This window comes from Bacillus sp. FSL W8-0645, assembly GCF_038007905.1.
GTDB classification, from domain to species: domain Bacteria; phylum Bacillota; class Bacilli; order Bacillales; family Bacillaceae; genus Bacillus; species Bacillus pumilus.
The window spans coordinates 1,650,411-1,670,009 of the sequence record NZ_JBBOYC010000001.1 but is presented as its reverse complement, the minus strand read 5'-3'; the positions used below and the strand labels follow the sequence as shown (position 1 = coordinate 1,670,009).

The window sequence follows — 19,599 nt, the reverse complement described above, 5'->3', positions numbered from 1 at the left end:
CACCTACTCTAAAAGCTTTGCAGCAAAGATTTAACAATCAAATACCATCCATCGACTAAAACAAATAACAATATTTTAAAAGGGAGCGATATCATAACCGGCGGAAGCATCATCATCCCCATTGACATCAGGACACTTGCGACCACCATGTCAATAATTAAAAATGGAATAAAGATCATGAAACCAATTTGAAATGCCGTCTTTAATTCTGAAATCGCAAAAGCGGGTACCATCGCCGTTAACGGAATATCTTTTATCGATTCAGGTGTATCCATTTTTGCGTAACTAAGAAATAAAGCCAAATCCTTCTGTCTCGTATGTTTACTCATAAACTCTTTAATGGGCACTTCGGCTTTTTCATATGCCTGATTGAGCGTAATGTCATCATTTAAAAGCGGCGTTAGCGCCTCTTTATTAATCTCTGAGAACGTGGGTGCCATGATAAAAAATGTGAGAAACAAAGCAAGCCCTACAAGCACTTGGTTTGGCGGCATTGAGTTGGTTGCAAGTGACGTTCTAACGAATGAAAGTACAATCACAATTCGTGTGAAACACGTCATTAAAATGAGAATGCCTGGTGCAACCGAAAATACGGTTAAAAGTAAAAGAAGACGGACAGACGTGCTAATATTCCCTGCACCGCTGGAATTAAATAAATCGATAAACTCATTCATTTTGTTTCGGGCCTTTCTTTCTGACTTCTGATTGGGTCTTTTTCAATTCGGCTAGCTGCGCCTTCAAATTGGCTGAAAAAGAAGAAGTGGTTGGCTGATTTTGTTTCTTTATCTGAGATGTGAATTTTTGAACGATTTTTGGTAAATCTGTTTTGCTTTCCATCGCTTCTTCATATTGTTTCACAATCGCTTCACATTCTTGTTCATCATCAATTTCTTTTAGCAGCTGGATTGAGTCCGCTACTCCGACAACTAATACTCGTTTGCCCACTTTGATAAGCTGGACTGAACGGTTTTGGCCAACCGTCGTTCCGCCAATATTTTCAACATAGCGAAATGGTTTAAGTAAGCGGTTTTGCTTACCAACAAATCTCACCAATCCATATATAAGCAGGATGACAAAAAGTAAGGCACCAATCATTTTGACAAAATCCATAATGGAGACAGAAGAAGAGGGAACTTCTTCTGCCGGATTCGTTTGATTGTTAGTGGTTGTCTTTTCTGTATCCTTTTTGCTGCCCTTCTCTTCTTTGATCCAGTCATTCACTGTGCCATTTTCAGGATCTTTCGTTTCAGCAAACAGTGAGGCAGGCTGTATCGTCAAGAAAAGCATAAAACTGATCATTGCTATACATATCAAACGTTTTTTCAACAAGTCTTACACCCTTTTTTAGCCTAACGTTTTATTAATTGCTTCAAGTACACGGTCTGCCTGGAACGGCTTCACGATAAAGTCTTTTGCACCTGCTTGGATCGCGTCAATAACCATTGACTGCTGCCCCATTGCAGAACACATGATGATCTTTGCAGAAGCGTCAATTTGTTTAATTTCTTTTAGTGCTGTGATCCCGTCCATTTCTGGCATTGTGATATCCATTGTGACAAGATCAGGAGATGTTTCTTTAAATTTTTCAACAGCTTGAGCGCCGTTTTCTGCTTCTCCTACTACATCAAATCCGTTTTTTACAAGAATATCCTTTATCATCATTCTCATGAATGCTGCATCATCTACGATTAATACCTTAGTAGCCATTTACTTATTCTCTCCCTATATGTTTGTTTATTTTAAATTAGAAAGTCTTTCTGACTGACTTAAAATATCAGTCACACGAACACCAAAGTTCTCATCAATGACAACGACTTCCCCTTTGGCGACGATTCGTTTGTTCACTAGAATGTCTACTGGCTCACCAGCAAGTTTGTCCAGTTCAATGATACTTCCTGCTGAAAGTTCAAGGACTTCTTTGACACTGCGCTGAGTTCTTCCAAGTTCCACCGTAATAGAAAGCGGAATATCCATCAGCATATCAAGATTTCCAAGGTGGTTTGTTGTATGCTGAGGCTCACTGAACGCTTCAAATTCAACAGGCGCTACATTGACAGGTGCTGCCGGCTTTGGCTTCGCCTGTCTTTTCGGCGGAGCAGCTTGCTGCGCTGGTGCAGACTGCGTTTGAGGTGCTGCCGGCTGAGGTTCAGGTGTGCTCACTTGCGTGTCTTGAACCGTCTCTTCCTCTTGCGCTGGGTCTGTTAATTCTGCGATTAAATCTTTCGCAAATGTAATAGGATAAAGCTGCATAATATTTGAATCAATGAGTTCACCTATTTTTAATCTGAAGGACACTTTGACAAGCATTTCTGCAGCTGGGATCCGGTCTGTTCCTTCTCCTTCTTTCACATCAAGTAATTCGACGCGAGGCGGAGAAATATCAATCTTTTTATTAAAGACCGTCGACATGGATGTCGCAGCAGAACCCATCATTTGGTTCATCGCTTCTTGAACTGCACTTAAGTGAATCTCACTTAAAGAAGGGTCAGCATTTGTCCCGTCTCCGCCCATCATTAAGTCCGCAATGACTGCTGCATCTGTTTGCTGGACGACAAGCAGGTTACTTGCGCTGAAGCCTTCCGTATAATTCACTTCAATCGCGACATACGGATGAGGAAATTCCTCATTCAACATACTTTTTTGAATCACTGTAACAGTTGGAGTGGTAATCTCCACTTTTTGATTTAATAGGGTTGAAAGTGCTGTAGCAGAGCTGCCGAATGAAATATTTCCGATTTCTCCAATAGCATCTTGCTCCATTGCAGAAAGGACTGTATCAGGCTCTATATCGTCATTGCTACCTCCTTTAAGGAGCGCATCAATTTCGTCTTGTGATAATTTACTTCCGTTATTCTCCATCTTCTTCACCTCTTATGTCGTGATCTAGAATTTGAATCGCCTGTTTCCGATTCACGCGGCCGGCCTGTCCCAAGAATTTCGGTTTATTTCCGACCATAACAGTAAGAGGCGCATTTACTGGTTTGTCCAAGGCAATACAATCACCAATTTCCAAATTCAAAAACTCTTCCACCGTCATTTCCGATTCCCCTAGCTCTGCGACTACCGGTATCTTTGCCGTCATAATCCGTTTTTCAATGGCCTTTGTTTCTTGTTGTTTTGGTTCATTTCGTTCAGACTGCATCCAGTAGTGTACAGACAGCTTTGGAATAATAGGCTCTAATACAACATGAGGAATACATAGGTTAATAACCCCGCTTACCTCACCAATTTGTGTATTAAGAGAAATGACGACAACTGTTTCGTTTGGTGACACCATTTGAACAAACTGGGGATTTACCTCGAAATCTGCCATTTCAGGCTCGATGTCGGTTATGGACTGCCACGCTTCTCTGTAATTTTCCAAAGCTCCCTCAAACATGTTTGAGATAATCTTTGTTTCGATTTCTGTAAGTGATTCTGTCTTATTATGACTAATGCCTATCCCGCCCATCAGCCTGTCCATCATGGCATAGCCGATTGTTGGGTTCACTTCAAGCATGATTCTTCCTTCAAGCGGGCTGACATAAAATAAGTTTAATAATGTCATATTAGGAATCGAACGAATAAATTCTTCGTATGGTACCTGGTCAACCGAGCTGACAGTAATTTGAATATATGATCTTAGTTGAGCTGAAAAGTGCGTGGTGAGCAGTCTAGCGAAGTTATCATGAATCCTTGTTAAACTTCGAATCTGGTCTTTCGAAAAGCGCAGTGCACGCTTAAAATCATACACCTTCACTTTTTTCGTCGTTTCTTCTTTTTTCAGCTCTTCTGCATCCATTTCACCAGTAGATATGGCGGATAATAATGCATCGATCTCATTCTGGGAAAGCACTTCTCCTGACATTTCTTCACCTCCATCGTGTCAATTAATCGCCTCTATTGCAGATTAAAGGAGGTTATATATACTTCTTTCACCTTGCCATCTTGCAAATAGTTATTCACTTTGTTTTTAACTAGTGTTTTAAAATGTTCTCTGCCTTTTTTGCCATCAAGTTCATCTGCATTCGTGTCTGATAAAATGTCGATTACGGCGTCTTTCACTTGAAAACTTCTTTTCTCAAGCTCTTCTTTTGCTTTTTCAGAGTCCGTTTCAATATTCAATACAAGTTTGACGGCATTTCCTTCAGACTTTAAATTAGTAATGATCTCAGGAATTTCAACAGAAGCTTTTACGACTTCATCTGCTGTTGGCTCTTTTTCAGCTTTTGCTTCGTCTGAGCCATTCACAAGAAAAATGATGCCTGCTCCTATTCCGCCGATGGCAATAATCATGATTAGCATTACTACGACTAATTTCTTCTTCATTCAAATTCCTCTATTCCTTGATTCAATGAAATAACTTGGATTTTTCTGTAGAAAGAAATGATTTTCTCTTGAAGCTGATCTTCATTTTCTTTCACAACGAATTTCTTTCCATTGGCTAATGTAATGGTCGTGTCTGGAAAGCTTTCGATTTGCTCGATATGGAGAGCGTTCAGCATAAATCCTTTGCCATTCAATCTTGTCACTTCAATCATATTAAGCAGAGAAGCGATCATCCGCTCCCCCTACCTCCTATCGTTTCAGATTCACAAGCTCTTGCAGGATTTCATCAGATGTTGTGATCGTCTTTGCATTCGATTGGAATCCACGCTGCGCGATTATCATTTCAGTAAACTCGTCTGTTAAATCAACGTTTGACATTTCAAGTTTCCCTGTTTGAAGTTCACCTGTTCCTTGACTTCCAGGAGCGATGGCATTACTTGGCGCACCGGAACTGAGTGTTTGGCGGTATAGGTTATCCCCAACTTTATCTAATCCTCCTGCATTACTGAATGACACAAGTGATACTTGCCCAACAGTACGAGAAACGTTGTTCTCAACAACAGAAACGGTCCCATCTGGCCCAACACTGACACTTGACACATTGTCTCGTGGAATGTTGATTTTTTGCCCATCCATGCCAAGTAGATAGTTTCCATCAGGTGTTGCCAAATCCCCATTTGAATCAGGTTTGAAGTTCCCTGTTCTTGTAAATAGGATTTCACCTTGCTTTTGAATACGGAAAAATCCATCTCCATTAATATAGAAATCAAATGGTTCGTCTGTATTTTGAGAAGAACCTGATTTCATGATTTTATCAATAGAAGATAAAGATGATCCTAAACCAATTTGTTTAGAGTTGATTGAGCCAGAGTTGTTCGTTGGTCCACCTGAGCTTGAAATTGTTTGACTGACCATATCTTTAAAAGTGATACGGCTTTTTTTGTATCCGTGTGTATTGACGTTGGCTACGTTGTTGGCTACCACATCTAATTTTGATTGGAAGTTTTTCATTCCGCTAATTCCTGAGTAAAGTGAGCGTAACATTTATTTTCCTCCTCGAATTACTTCGTTTTTTCTCCAACTGCTGTAACATCCCAAGGGCTGATTTTCGTTCCATCTTCTAAATACAAGAAGTATTCATTGTTTATGTTTTTAACAGACTTCACAGTGCCTGATATCTCTTTATCATCCAGTTTGCCCGATACTTCTTTACCAATCCAACCTACATATGTCGTAAACGGATCTTGGTGTGCAACAAAAGTAGACATGAGCTGATTCAGCTTGGTGATAGAATCGTTCATATTGGTTTGCTGTTCTAAAGATGAAAATGTTGCAAGCTGTGTGACAAACTCACGGTCATCTAGTGGGTTTGTCGGATCTTGGTTTTGAAGCTGTGTCAGCAATATTTTCAAGAATTGATCTTTGCCGAGCGTATCTGTTTTCTTTTCTGCTTTTGAAGAAATGTCTGTTTGTGCGACTGTTCTATTCGTAGCATCAACTGTTGCCATTAGATTTCCTCCTCTTCTTCATCTGACCCAACAAGAGCATCCAGTACATCTTGGAATTCTGCTTCCTGTTCATCAGGCTTTTGGAAATTCTGCCCTTTTGACTGTTGCTGCTTGTTTTCTTCGTTAAATTGTCCAAATAACGGCTGCTCATTTGATTGAAGCGGTATATGGAAACGGTCCACTTGAACCGACATATTCGGAAGCGCCTGCTTGAGCTGCGGAAGGTGATGCTCTAGCAGTTCTTTTGCTGCCTGTGTCGAAGCTGTAATTTTACTCGCATACATACCATTTTGCTTCGTCAGCTGAATCGTGATAAATCCGAGATTTTCTGGATTTAATCGAACTGTAAAGCGTCCGCTTGAGTTGCCAAATGGCGTGAATTTCATTTGCTTCCACGTATTTAGAATTTGCTGATCAACCGTTCCCGGCTTTTCATCAGTTGTTTGTGTCTGTTGAACAGGAGCTGCTGATTGCAGTTGAAAAAACTGCTTATGACCTGGCAACAGCGTATGAGTGATCGTTTTTTCAGAAGCAGGTGCAGCAGTGCTTTGTCCTTTGACAACTTCCTTTTTGATGAGCCATTCAAGAGAGTTAGCCCCTTTTGCAGGAGTAGCAAGAGTAGATTCTTGTCTTGGAGAGACCAATTCTTTTAACTCTCCTAAAGCAATCTTCAACTCTTTGTCTGACCCTTTTGCATTTGCCATCATATGGTCGATTAACTGATTAAAGTGTTTCAGCTCACTTTGAGACATCGAATTCAGCTTTGGTGCTGAACCCTGCGAGAAAAACTGCTCTTTTACTTGCTGAATCAGTTTCTCATCTACTCCATTTTTTGAAAGAAAGTGAATGAAGTCTTGACCCTTTGCTTCAATATCTTGCAGTAGCTTTGCATCAAAGCTGAGCGGTTGTTGATTGAGCAGTTGATATATGAAAAAGTGGACTTGTATGAGCTGCTCACTATGTTCAGAAGCTGGCTTATCCGTTTGATCACCGTAAATGGATGATTCCATTTTTTGAAATAGCTCTTCTAGTGACTTGAGATCAGACGAATCAAGCGTTTGACCTTGAAGTGTTTGAAGCGCGCTAAGAAGGTCTCCGTTGATGCCTTCTTCAGGCGATTGCATCCATTTTTCAATGATTTGCATCGCATCATTGATGGAAAGAGTGGCACCCGCTTTCTCAGCATCCACAAGGCCGCTTTGTGCACCTGCCCCGCTAAGTAATTGTTTAAACAACCCGCTTGCAGATGCCGCGCCGCTCCCCTTTGGTCCCGAGAGACCTTGAGACGATTGCTGTAAGGCTCCAATATCCAATAGCTTCACTTATTGTCCACCCCCATTTTCACTTTCTTCTTTTTTAGCAAGCTCTTTCGTAAACGTAGCTGCCTTCTGAGGTGTTAGTTTTGCTAATATGTCTGTTAGTTTATTTTTGCTCAGCTCTTCGAGGATCTTCAATGCCTCTTTATCACTTAATTCTGATAAAATTTTGGCGGATTTCCCTGCGTCCATGCTTTCATAGATACTGGCAATCTTCCCTTTCGGTTTCTGGTTAGAGGCTGCTGCCCCATCAGAAGTTGTCCCTGACGCATTATTACCTGATGTATCGCTCGATGAGCTGCTATTTGATGAACTGTCATCCGCTGACTTCTCATTCGCATCATTTTCAGATGTTTTTTCAAGTGAACTGATTTTTTGATTCAGTCTTTTAATCTCTTCATCACTTGTTTTTAAGTCTTTTTGTGCAATTTCAAGTTCATTCTTTTGCTCTTTAATGGTCTTTTTCAGTTCCTTCAATTCTGCATCGCTTTGATCATTATGTGAAGATGACGTTTTTGAGGTGTCATCTGAACCAACCAAACTGCTAACGCCCGGAATGTTCTGGAGCGGTTTCTTTAGATCAAAACCTGCCATAGAAAGGATTGTGCCAGCCACTAATACAAGCACAATCAATGGGATGATGACAATAAACAAGATCCATTGAAATTTACCGCCGCTTGATTCTTTCGTTTTTTCCTTCTTAGGCATTCATCTCGACTCCTAATGTCCTTGAAACATGAATTGGCTGATAGAGATATCATCCATTTCTTTCATTTCAATGGCCTTATGTTCAAGGGAAAACTTTTCGTACTGCTTTTCTTTCATTTTTTCAAACTTTTTAAACTCGATGTTTTTTTCAGTTAAATCAGATTGTTTTTCATTCATTTGATGGCGTTTCATGATCACAAGCTGCTGATAATGCTGAATCGTGTTATCTAAATTGGTCACAAATTGCTGATAATGACGCATTTCTTGAACACTCATACCACTTCTCAGCTTTTCTTCTTTGCTTTTTTCCATTAATTCTTTTTTACTCATATTTTCATAGAGTTTTTCAGCTACTTGCTCAAATGCCGAAACGGATTGTTGGTACGCTGCGAGTGACTTGTCTTTTTCACTTTCTTTCAGTTCTAAGAGCTTTTGAAATTTGTATTGATATCTCACTGTTTTCGTCAATCCTCTCTATTCATCAAACCGAGCAATACATTCACACTGTCTTCAATAGATACAGCCTCTTCTACATCCTGCTTCAAAAATGAAATCAGATGAGGATAAGCCTGCATGGCATCATCAATGTCTTTCGAGGAGCCTTTTTTATATGCTCCAATGTTAATGAGGTCTTCAGCGTTTTGATAAGTGGATAAAAGCTGGCGGAACCGGTTAGCCGCCTCCTTGTGATCATGACTTGCGATATTGCTCATAACACGGCTGATACTTTTCAGAATATTGACAGCAGGAAATTGTCCTTTGTTGGCTAAAGCACGATCAAGTACAATGTGGCCATCTAATATCCCCCTGACTGTATCAGCGATTGGCTCATTCATATCGTCACCATCAACAAGCACTGTGTAAAACGCTGTGATGGAACCAAGCTGATTCGTTCCAGTTCGTTCAAGTAATTTTGGCAGTATAGCGAACACTGAAGGTGTATAACCTTTTGTCGTTGGCGGTTCGCCAGTTGCAAGACCGATTTCCCTTTGTGCCATAGCGACCCGTGTAACAGAGTCCATCATGAACATGACATTTTTTCCTCTGTCTCTAAAATATTCCGCAATAGCTGTTGCTGTATAAGCAGCCTTCATTCTCGTCAGTGCAGGCTGATCAGAAGTTGCGACGACAACAATCGATCGCTTTAGTCCTTCGGCACCTAAGTCCTTTTCAATAAACTCACGAACTTCACGGCCACGCTCTCCAACAAGGGCAATGACATTGAGGTCTGCTTCTGTCTGCTTTGCAATCATCCCCATTAAGGTACTTTTTCCAACACCACTTCCGGCAAAAATACCGATCCTCTGACCTGTGCCGACTGTAAGCAGACTGTCGATCACTCTGACACCAACGCCCATTTTTTCACGAATAGGCGGCCTGTCCATCGGGTTTGGAGGTGACTGATCTGTCGAAACAGGTGCAAGTCCCTTTGGCAGCATACTGCCGTCCAGCGGTTCACCGAAGGCATCAACAACTTCGCCAATTAACCCAGTCCCAACTTTGACCTTCAGCGACTCACCTGTCGCTTCAACTAGACTTCCTGGTGAAATATTGGATGCTTCTACATAAGGCATGAGCAGAATATTTTCATCTCTAAACCCTACGACCTCTGCTTTTATTGGATCGTGCTTACGCCCCTTTTTATGAATGAGACACACGTCTCCGATAGAACTTTCCGGCCCCTTCGATTCAATCATCAGTCCAACAACTCGATTGACTTTACCAAATCGTTTATAAGGATCTGCGGTTTCAATCGTTTCTTTTAACACATCGATGTTCATTTGTGATCACCTGAATCAATGACTTCTAGTAGCTTTTCTTTCAACTGATTCATTTGTGTATCAACACTCGCTTCCACTTTTCCAAAGCTTGTTTCTACGTAACAAGTCCCTTTTGGCGCTTTTTCATCCGAGTAAATGGCAAGGTGTGTATCCTTTTGAAGGATTCTGATTAATTCGTCTTTATACTCCATCACATGATCGTAATGTTCAGGGTCAACATAGATGGAAATATCGTCATATTCTTTCACTTCAGAAATGACCTGCTTCACGAGAGCCAAAAATTGATCTTTCGTGTCCTCAGCCGAGTACCAAACACGTTTGGCGAGTTCAAAAGCCAGTTCCACAATTTTTTCTGCGGAGCTTTCAATTTTTTCTTCGTAATCCTGCTTGGCAAGACTGACAATGTCATTTGCTTGATCAAGAATTGATCGGTACTGACTCATCGCATCTGCTTCACCCTTTTGGAAGCCATCTTGGTAACCTGCTTGTTTCGCTTCTTCAATGAGCTGCATTCTTTCTTCTTCAAAATCAGCGCGGCGCTGATTGATTTCAGCCATTGTTTTTTCAAGCTCACTATTTGCTTGTTCTACTATACGGCTTGCTTGATCTTCAGCATCACTTAGTACAAGCTGCGACACTTCTGTTTCGTTAACAAGCTCTTCTTCATGATGTTCTTTTTTGAACTCCACTTGCTGCAAAGGAATTGTTTGCCGGCCTTGCTCAGGAATAACAGATGTTTCATGTTTGATAATCCTAGACAATGATATCGTCTCCTCCGCCTCGAGCTATGACGATTTCTCCAGCTTCCTCGAGTCGTCTTACGATGCTGACAATACGGGTTTGTGCTTCCTCGACATCTCTAAGCCGGACAGGTCCCATAAACTCCATTTCTTCTTTGAACGTCTCGACCATTCTCTGTGACATGTTGCGGAAGACAATTTCTTTGACCTCTTCGCTTGCCACTTTGAGTGCGAGCAACAAGTCATCATTTTCAACATCTCTGATCACGCGCTGAATCGCTCTACTGTCAAGAGTGACAATATCTTCAAAGACAAACATACGTTTCTTAATTTCATCAGCAAGCTCAGGATCTTGAATTTCAAGAGTGTCTAAAATGGTCTTCTCAGTCGCACGGTCTACACCATTTAGTACTTCTACAACCGCTTCGACTCCGCCCGTTTGCGTATAGTCTTGCGTAAAGGTTGAAGAAAGTTTTTGTTCAAGAATGCGTTCCACTTCATTGATGATCTCTGGAGATGTGCGATCCATTAAAGCAATACGTCTCGCAACCTCTGTTTGTACTTCCTCACCTAATTCAGATAAAATCTGCCCTGCTTGAACTGGATCTAAGTAGGAAAGGATGAGCGCAATGGTTTGTGGATGCTCATGCTGGATAAAGTTTAAGATTTGTTCTGGGTCAGCCTTTCGAGCAAAATCAAACGGTTTCACTTGAAGTGAGGATGTTAATCGGTTTAAGATACTATCCGCTTTGTCCTCACCAAGCGCTTTTTCAAGCACTTGTCGTGCGTACATAAGACCGCCTTGTGATATGTAGTCCTGCGCGATGGCGATGCTGTGAAATTCTTCAATGATTTCATCTTTTTTAGCAGTATCTACACTTCGTACATTGGAAATTTCCAATGTTAATTTTTCTATTTCGTCTTCAGACAGATGTTTGTATACAGATGCTGACACCTCTAGCCCTAAGGAAATCATTAGGATTGCTGCTTTTTGTCTGCCTGTTAGTCGATTTGAATCTTTTCTCGACATGTGTATTCCTCCTAATCCTCGGACAGCCAGCTGCGTAGCAATTTAGCAAAGTCTTCTGGTTTATCTTTTGCCATTTTTTCAAGCTGATTTTTCCTCACCATTTCTTCTGTTTCTGGTTCAGTGTCGATATCAGGAACATGGATTGGTGTATGTTCATCAAACTCAAACTCTTCTTCCTCTTCTTTTCTGCGTTTACGCACAAGAAGAATAATAAGAGCGATAATTGCAAGTAGTAGCACACCGCCTACAATATAAACCCAAATTGGAATATTGTTTGATGGGTTTTCTGCTGCAGTTTGCTGTTTACCGTCTAATTTTGATACAGATAAAACAATTTTGTTATCTAAGTCCGCTTGAGTGAGCACTTGACCATTTGTGTATTCTTTATCAATTGACGTGCTAATGATCGTTGAAAGAATCTTTTTAATATCATCTTGCCTTTCAGCTGTTAAAGAGTTCACATCGTTTGCAGTTGGTGGTTCGACCAATGCTTGAATGCCAACATCTCTAATTTTATAAGGGCTCTCTTTAATATCTTTATGAATGCGGTTGACTTCATAGTTGATACGATCTTCGCTCTTTTCGTAATCTCCGCTACCATTCGCTCCATCGGCGCCTTGATAGTTTGTGACATCATCGTCGCCTGTTCCAGCGGTTCCACCAGCTGCTGCACCATTTCCTGAATAAGTTTCAGCAATCTTTTCAGCACTGACAGCGATGCCTTGCATGTTTTCTTTATCAACTGGTTCTACAAGATCTTCTTTTCTTTTCTCTTCAGTAAAATCAATGTCTGTTGTGACCGATACAGCCACTTTTTCTTGACCCATCATTGTTCCGAGCAGCTGTTGAATTTTTCTTTGAAGGTTCTTTTCAATTTCTTCTTTTTTCTGCTGCTGTGCATCCATTCCACTTGCATAGGAATCGGAACTGCTGTTTAAGTCGTAGTAGTTGGAATCTTGGTCCATAATGACAATGTTTTCTGTCTTTAAATTCGGCACACTTTTTGAAATAAGATGATAAAGGCCTTTTACTTGCTGCGGCGAGAGCGTGTAGCCACGTTCAACTTGCAGCACAATGGATGCTGATGCATTACTTTGCTCTTCTCCAACAAAAACGGAATCTTTTGGCAGGTTAATCATAACTTTTGAATCTTTAATCCCATCAATCGTATTGATTAGATTGGATAGTTCTGTCTGAGTTGCGTCTACTTTCAGAACATCAAATTCATTATCTGTTAAACCGAAGCCGGAATTGTTCGCAAAGAAGGAGTAATCAATATTCCCTGTCTTAGGGAGACCCTCAGATGCGAGCGTTACTTTTAAAGTGTCGGCCTGCTTTTCTGGAACGAGAATCGTTGTTCCATTATTCGCAAGTTCCGATTTAACGTTTTTGCCATCCAGTTCCTGTTTGATTTGCCCAGCTTCTGCCTCAGACAAATCTCTAAACAATGGAACCATTTTTTCAGAAGAAGCAAAGATGCTAACAACCGTAATAATGATTGCTAGGGCAGCAACGCCGCCAATCATAAGTATTTTTTGTAATTTTGATCGATTTCGCCAAAACTCAACTGTCTTTGTTCTTAATTGCATTAAAGTACGATTCATCTTAACCCCCGGTCATTCCATTCAGTCTTTTTTTGTCCGTCAGCACCTCCTACATCTGCATTCTCATAATCTCTTGGTATGCTTCGACTGCTTTATTTCGAAACTCCGTTGCAGCTGTGAGTGTCACACTCGCTTTTTGCGAGGCAATCATGACTTCATCGAGATTGACATTTTTCCCTTGTGCAAGTGCATTTGTATACTGGTCTGATTTCAGCTGTGATTGATTTAATGCCTCAATGGAATTCTTCAGCACATCAGAGAAATTCGTTTGACTTTTAGGTGCAGCCGCATGAACGGACGATGCATTTGTCAATTCACTTGCTTGCTGAGCAGCTTGAAGCTGGAAAGGAGATATTGCGTTAACCAATTCTTTTCACCTTACTTTCCTATTTCTAAAGCTTTCATCAACATGCTTTTATTCGCATTTAGCGCGGTCACGTTTGCTTCATATGACCTTGAGCTGCTGATGAGGTCAACCATTTCCTTTAATGGATCAACATTAGGTGTTTGAACATATCCATTTTCATTGGCATCGGGATTTGTAGGATCATATTGAAGGTTGAATGGAGTTTCGTCTTCTGTAATCTTCGTTGCTTTCACGCCGTTTCCTAATTTACCGCTCGAATTCATGCTTGAGTTTAATATAGATGAAAACGATTCACCTGACGGCTGTAATGTGACGAGCTTACGTCTATAAGGCTCCCAGTTGCCATCAACCTGTTTCGCTCTTGTTGTATCCATGTTTGCAAGGTTAGAGGATACAACGTCCATTCTGAGCCTCTGTGCTGTTAATGCAGAGGCCGAAGCGTTAACGCCTGAAAAAATTGACATCACTTACCTCCTGTCAAAACTGTTTTAAGAGAATTGAATTTTCCACTCATTCTTTCAACCAACGCATTATACTGAATTTGGTTTTTAGCGAGTTCACTCATCTCTTGATCAATATCGACATTATTTCCGTTTTCTTGATATGAAGTACGGTTGCTCGAAACAACTGAATAATTAGACCCTGTTTTAGAAAAATCAATGTGACCTTGGTATGTTTTTTTAGCATCTAACTTGATCGACGCATCGTTTAGCATATCATGAAATGCGACGTTTTTCGACTTGTAGTTCGGTGTGTCTATATTCGCGATATTATTGCTTATGACTTTTTGCTTAACATTCGCTCTGCCCAAGGCATTCTCAAGGTTGCTTATCGTTCCAGAAAATATATCCAAAACCATATACCTCCAATCATATGTATTTCATTCCATTTAATCATGTCGAGATTTGTAAAACCATATGTTCATTGTAAGAAATAATAGGATTAAAGTCTATGATGTATATGTAAAAAAAACTCGTAATATATATCTATTTTACGAATAGGTATAAAGACCTAGATTCAAAGAACTAAGAATTGTAAGGGTTTTCTTGGAAAAAAGAGTGTCATTTTTCGGACAAATCCTCTTTTTTTATAAAAAAAACCCCTTTTCAGCTTGTATTTCTGCTGAAAAGGGGTTTTGATTAATGAGATTTTAAATTTTCAAGTTCAATTAAAAATTTGTTGTTTAACACTTTGATATACGTTCCCTTCATTCCAAGAGAACGAGATTCGATGACGCCTGCACTTTCTAACTTACGTAAGGCGTTCACGATCACTGAACGAGTGATTCCTACACGGTCAGCAATTTTACTTGCCACTAGAAGTCCTTCGTTGCCATCAAGTTCTTCAAAGATGTGCTCAATGGCTTCAAGCTCACTATATGAAAGAGAACTAATCGCCATTTGGACAACAGCTTTACTTCTTGCTTCTTCTTCGATTTCCTCTGATTTCTCACGAAGGATCTCCATTCCAACAACTGTTGCACCGTATTCAGCAAGAATTAAATCATCATCTTTGAATGTATCTTGCAAACGAGACAGGATTAACGTTCCTAAACGATCTCCTCCTCCGATAATTGGAACAATGGTTGTCAAACCTGATTCAAATAAATCACGGTTCTCAATCGGGAAAGCTGTATACTCACTGTTAATGTCAAGATTTGAAGATGTTTCAGGGATGTTAAATAGACTCTTTGTATATTCTTCAGGGAACTGACGGTCTTCAAGCATTTTCTTCATACGCGGATTTTCAATCTGCTGGTTGATCGAGTAGCCTAGAAGCTTCCCTCTTCTGCTTAATACGAAAATGTTTGAATCAATGACATCTCTCAAAGTTTCTGCCATTTCCTTAAAATTAACTGGTTTCCCCGCTGCATCTTGCAGCATTGAGTTAATAATCCTTGTTTTTTGTAGTAACGCCATATTAATGATCCTCCTAGATTACTTTATTCATTTGTTAAAGTATAAATTGACTTAAGTCTTTGTTATTTGCAATCTTTCCTAGCTTCTCTTCTACATACTGAGGGGTAATGGTCACTGTCCCTAGTGTAATATCAGGCGCCTCAAATGAAAGCTCTTCAAGCAGCTTTTCAAGTATAGTATGAAGCCTTCTTGCACCGATGTTATCTGTCTCCTGATTGACATGATAAGCCACTTCGGCAATCTTATGAATAGCATCGTCAGAAAATTCAAGAGATATACCTTCTGTTTCAAGTAAAGCTTTATATTGCTTTAATAATGCGTTATCTGGTTCCGTTAAGATTTTCACAAAGTCTTCGATACTTAATTTATCTAATTCTACACGAATTGGGAAGCGCCCTTGAAGCTCTGGAATCAAATCTGATGGTTTTGCCATATGAAATGCACCTGCTGCTACAAAAAGCACATGGTCTGTTTTCACTGCCCCATATTTCGTCATCACAGTTGAACCTTCTACAATCGGTAAAATATCACGTTGAACCCCTTCACGAGAAACATCTGCAGATGATGCACCACCGCTTTTGGCAATTTTGTCGATTTCGTCGATAAAAATAATCCCTTGCTGCTCTGCTTTATAGACAGCTTCTTGACTGACTTCATCCATGTCAATCAGTTTTGAAGCTTCCTCAGCAGTTAACGCCTTTCTTGCTTCTCTGACGGTCAGCTTTCTGCGTTTTTTCTTTTTAGGCATGAGATTGCCGAGCGCATCCTGCATGTTCATGCCCATTTGCTCCATACCCGAGCCCTGAAGCATATCAAACATGGATGGCTGCTGCTCTTCGACTTCGATCGTGACGTAATGATCTTCAAGTTCGCCCATAGCCAACTGATGAGCGATTCGCTTTCTTGTCGATTCAAGTTCAACTTCTTCACTTGATTGATCTCGATCACGGTCATCTTCATCAGAACCACCAAACAGCATCTCAAAAGGATTTTTCACAGACTGGCTTTTTTTCTTGCCAGGAACAAGCAAATGAACAAGACGTTTATTTGCTTGTTTTTCTGCTTCTTCTTGAACGTTTTTCATCTTTTCTTCTTTGACAATTCTGATCGCTGTCTCAACTAGATCTCTGACCATCGATTCTACATCACGGCCAACGTAACCAACTTCAGTAAACTTCGTCGCTTCCACTTTAATAAAAGGCGCACCAGAAATTTTTGCAATTCTGCGGGCAATCTCTGTTTTCCCCACACCTGTTGGGCCGATCATTAAAATGTTTTTCGGAACGACTTCATCCTTTAGCTTATCATGTAAAAGGCTTCTTCTGTAACGGTTTCTTAAAGCCACCGCCACTGCTTTTTTCGCATCAAGCTGACCAATAATGTATTGATCAAGCTTTTCAACTATCTCTCTTGGGGTGAACGGCTTTTTCTCCATACGTCTCATGTCCTTTCTATTCAAGCTCTTCTAAAGTGATTTGATCGTTCGTGTAGACACAGATTTCTCCAGCGGTTTCAAGAGCTGCCTTTGCAATATCTCTTGCTGTGAGGTGATCACCTGCATGTGTTTTGAGTGCTCTCCCGGCGCTAAGCGCATAATTGCCGCCTGAGCCGATGGCCAAAATACCGTCATCTGGTTCGATGACCTCTCCTGTCCCAGAGACAAGCAGGATGCTGTCTTTGTTCATAACGATCAGCATAGCCTCAAGCTGCCTGAGCATCTTGTCACTACGCCATTCTTTTGCTAGTTCTACGGCTGCTCGCTTTAAGTTACCACCATATTCTTCAAGCTTCGTTTCAAACTTTTCAAACAGTGTAAATGCATCTGCTACTGAACCTGCAAAACCTGCAAGCACCTTGCCTCCGAAAAGACGGCGCACTTTTTTTGCCGTGTGTTTCATCACGACAGCCTGCCCGAAAGTGACTTGACCGTCTCCAGCCATCGCACTTTTTCCTTTATGTTGAACGGCAAAGATGGTTGTTGCATGAAATGATGACATGAAAAAACCTCCTTTTAGGATCGTTTAAAAGCCCTTGGGTGATGAGACATGTACGTTTTCCTTAAAGAATCTTTTGACACATGCGTGTACACCTGAGTTGATGATAAATTCGAATGACCAAGAAGTTCTTGAACACTTCTCAAATCTGCCCCCTCATTTAAGAGGTGTGTGGCAAAGGTGTGCCTTAACATGTGAGGATGGATATGTAATGTGCCTGACGCCTTTTTCATTAGTTCAGTGAGAATGAATCGAACGCCTCTGTCTGTAAGAGGCGCCCCGCGCTGATTCAAAAATACATATGCATCAGCACGATCATTCCCCTTCGCTTTCAGCTTTAGCCTTCCATCCTCTAAATAAGTGATGAGCGCTTCATGAGCATATGAACCAAAAGGAACATACCGCTGCTTGCTGCCTTTCCCATGAACAAGCACTGTATCCATCGATAAATCAAGATCAGATTCTTTTAATGAACATAACTCACTGACCCTCATACCTGTTGCATAAAGAAGTTCTAAAATGGCTTGGTTTCTTTGCCCAAGCGGTGTGCTGACATCAGAAACTGTAAAAAGCTCTTTCAGTTCCTCTTCATACAAAAATGAAGGAATTCGCTTATCCTGCTTTGGTAAGCTAACGAGTAAAAAAGGATTTTCTTTCACAAGCTGTTCTCTTAATAGAAATTTATAAAAGCTGCGAAGCGCAGAGACTTTCTTACTAATCGTTCTTCTTGTCAGGCCTTTTTCATAAGCTTCTGTTAAATAAATTCTAATATCTTGATAGGATACCTCTTCAAAACCGTCTATTCCTTGAACGTTCATAAATCTGACAAACTCTTCAATCGCTTCTGTATATCCTGAGATGGTTAAAGCAGAATAGTTTTTTTCAATTTGCAGATATTCAATGAATAAGTGGACAAGACGCTGTTTATTCGTCATTTTTACACCTCTTTAAGGCTTTTAAATGGTATCACATATCTTGCTTTCCGTGCAATGATTTACTACAGAGATTTCGAAATAGTTTGAATAGTTTCGATTGCGCGCTTAGCGTACTCCGCATAACGCTCTTGTTTGTTTTTAATGCGAACACCAAGATCTTTCAACAAACCAAAATTCGCATTCATTGGCTGGAAGCTTTTCTTGTTTGTCGATGTGATGTAATAAGCCATGCTGCCGATCGCTGTTTCCTCCGGAAGTGTCACAAGCTCTTCTCCTTTGACAAAACGAGCGGCATTAATTCCAGCCACTAGCCCGGAAGCTGCAGACTCGACATAGCCTTCAACGCCTGTCATTTGTCCGGCAAAGAATAGATCTTCTCTATTTTTAAACTGATACGTTGGTTTTAAAAGACTTGGTGAGTTAATGAATGTATTGCGGTGCATCACGCCATAACGAACAATCTCTGCTTCTTCAAGACCTGGAATCAAGCGGAATACTTCCTTTTGGTCGCCCCACTTCAGATGTGTCTGGAAGCCGACGATGTTATATAAAGTACCTGCTGCATCATCTTGTCTTAATTGAACAACAGCATAAGGTCTTTTTCCTGTTTTCGGATCTTCAAGTCCTACTGGCTTCATCGGACCAAACAACATCGTTTTCTTTCCTCTTTTCGCCATGACTTCAATTGGCATACAGCCTTCAAAGAAGATTTCTTTTTCGAACTCTTTTAATGGCACAGTTTCAGCAGAAATAAGCGCGTCGTAAAAACGATCGAATTCTTCTTCTGTCATTGGACAGTTTAAATAAGCAGCTTCTCCTTTGTCATAACGTGATTTCAAGTACACCTTATCCATATCAATGCTATCTTTCTCTAGGATAGGTGCCGCTGCATCGTAGAAGTACAGATATTCTTCACCAGTTAACGATTTTAATTCTTTTGAAAGTGCTTCAGATGTAAGCGGGCCTGTCGCAATAATTGTTGGACCTTCTGGAATGCTTTGCACTTCTTCTTGAAAAACTGTCACATTCGGATGATTTTTTACGCGATCAGTAACGTTTGCTGCAAATTCATGACGATCTACTGCAAGCGCTCCGCCAGCAGGAACTGAGCTTTCATCTGCAGCTGCGATAATCGCTGAATCTAAATGACGCATTTCTTCCTTTAATACACCGACCGCATTTGTCAAAGCGTTGGCACGCAGTGAATTGCTGCATACAAGCTCTGCAAATTTATCTGTGTGGTGAGCTGGCGTTTGTTTGACAGGTCTCATTTCATACAAGTTGACTTTAATTCCGCGTTTAGCAATTTGCCATGCCGCTTCACTTCCAGCTAAACCTGCTCCGATCACATTTACAAATTGACTCATTGTACAACTCTCCTATTTCGTA

The 19,599-nt window shown here is 40.6% G+C and carries 24 protein-coding genes; all 24 read right to left on the bottom strand.

Features of this window, described 5'->3' with window-relative positions; translation table 11 throughout:
* Positions 1–8: 8 nt before the first annotated feature.
* Positions 9–674, bottom strand: coding sequence for a flagellar type III secretion system pore protein FliP (gene fliP, locus NST39_RS08420; RefSeq protein WP_007499580.1), 666 nt, complete (start codon positions 672–674; stop codon positions 9–11).
* On the bottom strand, positions 667–1,326 hold the full coding sequence (gene fliZ, locus NST39_RS08415; protein ID WP_341027860.1) for a flagella biosynthesis regulatory protein FliZ: 660 nt from the start codon (positions 1,324–1,326) through the stop codon (positions 667–669). Before fliZ ends, fliP begins: the two co-directional genes overlap by 8 nt.
* Before the next feature lie 18 nt (positions 1,327–1,344).
* Positions 1,345–1,707 (bottom strand): response regulator, encoded by a 363-nt coding sequence (locus tag NST39_RS08410; protein WP_003212360.1) that lies wholly within the window; start codon positions 1,705–1,707, stop codon positions 1,345–1,347.
* Between the two features lie 27 nt (positions 1,708–1,734).
* Entirely contained in the window at positions 1,735–2,859 is a 1,125-nt protein-coding gene (fliY, locus tag NST39_RS08405; RefSeq protein ID WP_341027859.1) for a flagellar motor switch phosphatase FliY, read from the bottom strand.
* Positions 2,849–3,847 (bottom strand): flagellar motor switch protein FliM, encoded by a 999-nt coding sequence (gene fliM / locus NST39_RS08400; RefSeq protein WP_003212239.1) that lies wholly within the window; start codon positions 3,845–3,847, stop codon positions 2,849–2,851. The genes fliY and fliM overlap by 11 nt, the downstream gene beginning before the upstream one ends.
* Positions 3,848–3,879: 32 nt before the next feature.
* Positions 3,880–4,308 carry a flagellar basal body-associated protein FliL gene (gene fliL / locus NST39_RS08395; protein WP_044141917.1) on the bottom strand — a complete coding sequence of 143 codons (429 nt, stop codon included), beginning with the start codon at positions 4,306–4,308 and terminating at the stop codon, positions 3,880–3,882.
* Positions 4,305–4,520, bottom strand: a complete 216-nt coding sequence (locus NST39_RS08390; protein WP_012009963.1) for a flagellar FlbD family protein — start codon at positions 4,518–4,520, stop codon at positions 4,305–4,307. The genes fliL and NST39_RS08390 overlap by 4 nt, the downstream gene beginning before the upstream one ends.
* Before the next feature lie 37 nt (positions 4,521–4,557).
* Positions 4,558–5,352 (bottom strand): flagellar basal body rod protein FlgG, encoded by a 795-nt coding sequence (gene flgG, locus NST39_RS08385; RefSeq protein ID WP_339207149.1) that lies wholly within the window; start codon positions 5,350–5,352, stop codon positions 4,558–4,560.
* Positions 5,353–5,369: 17 nt separating this feature from the next.
* Positions 5,370–5,816 carry a flagellar hook assembly protein FlgD gene (gene flgD, locus NST39_RS08380; protein ID WP_065097279.1) on the bottom strand — a complete coding sequence of 149 codons (447 nt, stop codon included), beginning with the start codon at positions 5,814–5,816 and terminating at the stop codon, positions 5,370–5,372.
* Complete coding sequence (fliK, locus tag NST39_RS08375; protein WP_341027856.1) at positions 5,816–7,138, bottom strand: flagellar hook-length control protein FliK; 1,323 nt, start codon at positions 7,136–7,138, stop codon at positions 5,816–5,818. Before fliK ends, flgD begins: the two co-directional genes overlap by 1 nt.
* The gene (locus NST39_RS08370; RefSeq protein ID WP_340910802.1) at positions 7,139–7,840 is read right to left on the bottom strand and encodes a MotE family protein; all 702 of its coding nucleotides are present in this window, start codon (positions 7,838–7,840) and stop codon (positions 7,139–7,141) included.
* 12 nt (positions 7,841–7,852) lie between these two features.
* Positions 7,853–8,296: a flagellar export protein FliJ gene (gene fliJ / locus NST39_RS08365; protein ID WP_034620036.1), complete on the bottom strand. Its 444-nt coding sequence runs from the start codon at positions 8,294–8,296 to the stop codon at positions 7,853–7,855.
* An 8-nt stretch (positions 8,297–8,304) separates the two neighbouring features.
* The gene (gene fliI, locus NST39_RS08360; protein ID WP_044141922.1) at positions 8,305–9,621 is read right to left on the bottom strand and encodes a flagellar protein export ATPase FliI; all 1,317 of its coding nucleotides are present in this window, start codon (positions 9,619–9,621) and stop codon (positions 8,305–8,307) included.
* Positions 9,618–10,382, bottom strand: a complete 765-nt coding sequence (fliH, locus tag NST39_RS08355; protein WP_003212485.1) for a flagellar assembly protein FliH — start codon at positions 10,380–10,382, stop codon at positions 9,618–9,620. Before fliH ends, fliI begins: the two co-directional genes overlap by 4 nt.
* Positions 10,375–11,391 carry a flagellar motor switch protein FliG gene (fliG, locus tag NST39_RS08350; RefSeq protein WP_003210883.1) on the bottom strand — a complete coding sequence of 339 codons (1,017 nt, stop codon included), beginning with the start codon at positions 11,389–11,391 and terminating at the stop codon, positions 10,375–10,377. Before fliG ends, fliH begins: the two co-directional genes overlap by 8 nt.
* Before the next feature lie 11 nt (positions 11,392–11,402).
* Positions 11,403–12,995 (bottom strand): flagellar basal-body MS-ring/collar protein FliF, encoded by a 1,593-nt coding sequence (gene fliF / locus NST39_RS08345; RefSeq protein ID WP_044141925.1) that lies wholly within the window; start codon positions 12,993–12,995, stop codon positions 11,403–11,405.
* A gap of 49 nt (positions 12,996–13,044) precedes the next feature.
* Positions 13,045–13,362, bottom strand: a complete 318-nt coding sequence (fliE, locus tag NST39_RS08340) for a flagellar hook-basal body complex protein FliE (RefSeq protein ID WP_065097275.1) — start codon at positions 13,360–13,362, stop codon at positions 13,045–13,047.
* An 11-nt stretch (positions 13,363–13,373) separates the two neighbouring features.
* The gene (flgC, locus tag NST39_RS08335; RefSeq protein WP_012009953.1) at positions 13,374–13,826 is read right to left on the bottom strand and encodes a flagellar basal body rod protein FlgC; all 453 of its coding nucleotides are present in this window, start codon (positions 13,824–13,826) and stop codon (positions 13,374–13,376) included.
* On the bottom strand, positions 13,826–14,215 hold the full coding sequence (gene flgB / locus NST39_RS08330) for a flagellar basal body rod protein FlgB (RefSeq protein WP_012009952.1): 390 nt from the start codon (positions 14,213–14,215) through the stop codon (positions 13,826–13,828). Before flgB ends, flgC begins: the two co-directional genes overlap by 1 nt.
* Positions 14,216–14,501: 286 nt before the next feature.
* Positions 14,502–15,281, bottom strand: coding sequence for a GTP-sensing pleiotropic transcriptional regulator CodY (gene codY, locus NST39_RS08325; RefSeq protein WP_003210838.1), 780 nt, complete (start codon positions 15,279–15,281; stop codon positions 14,502–14,504).
* A gap of 34 nt (positions 15,282–15,315) precedes the next feature.
* A complete protein-coding gene (gene hslU / locus NST39_RS08320; protein WP_106067465.1) occupies positions 15,316–16,716 on the bottom strand; it encodes an HslU--HslV peptidase ATPase subunit in 1,401 nt (466 codons plus the stop codon).
* Between the two features lie 16 nt (positions 16,717–16,732).
* A complete protein-coding gene (gene hslV / locus NST39_RS08315; RefSeq protein ID WP_003211247.1) occupies positions 16,733–17,278 on the bottom strand; it encodes an ATP-dependent protease subunit HslV in 546 nt (181 codons plus the stop codon).
* 14 nt (positions 17,279–17,292) lie between these two features.
* Positions 17,293–18,210 (bottom strand): tyrosine recombinase XerC, encoded by a 918-nt coding sequence (gene xerC, locus NST39_RS08310; protein ID WP_341027851.1) that lies wholly within the window; start codon positions 18,208–18,210, stop codon positions 17,293–17,295.
* 62 nt (positions 18,211–18,272) lie between these two features.
* Positions 18,273–19,577, bottom strand: a complete 1,305-nt coding sequence (gene trmFO, locus NST39_RS08305) for an FADH(2)-oxidizing methylenetetrahydrofolate--tRNA-(uracil(54)-C(5))-methyltransferase TrmFO (RefSeq protein ID WP_003212444.1) — start codon at positions 19,575–19,577, stop codon at positions 18,273–18,275.
* Positions 19,578–19,599 lie beyond the last annotated feature (22 nt).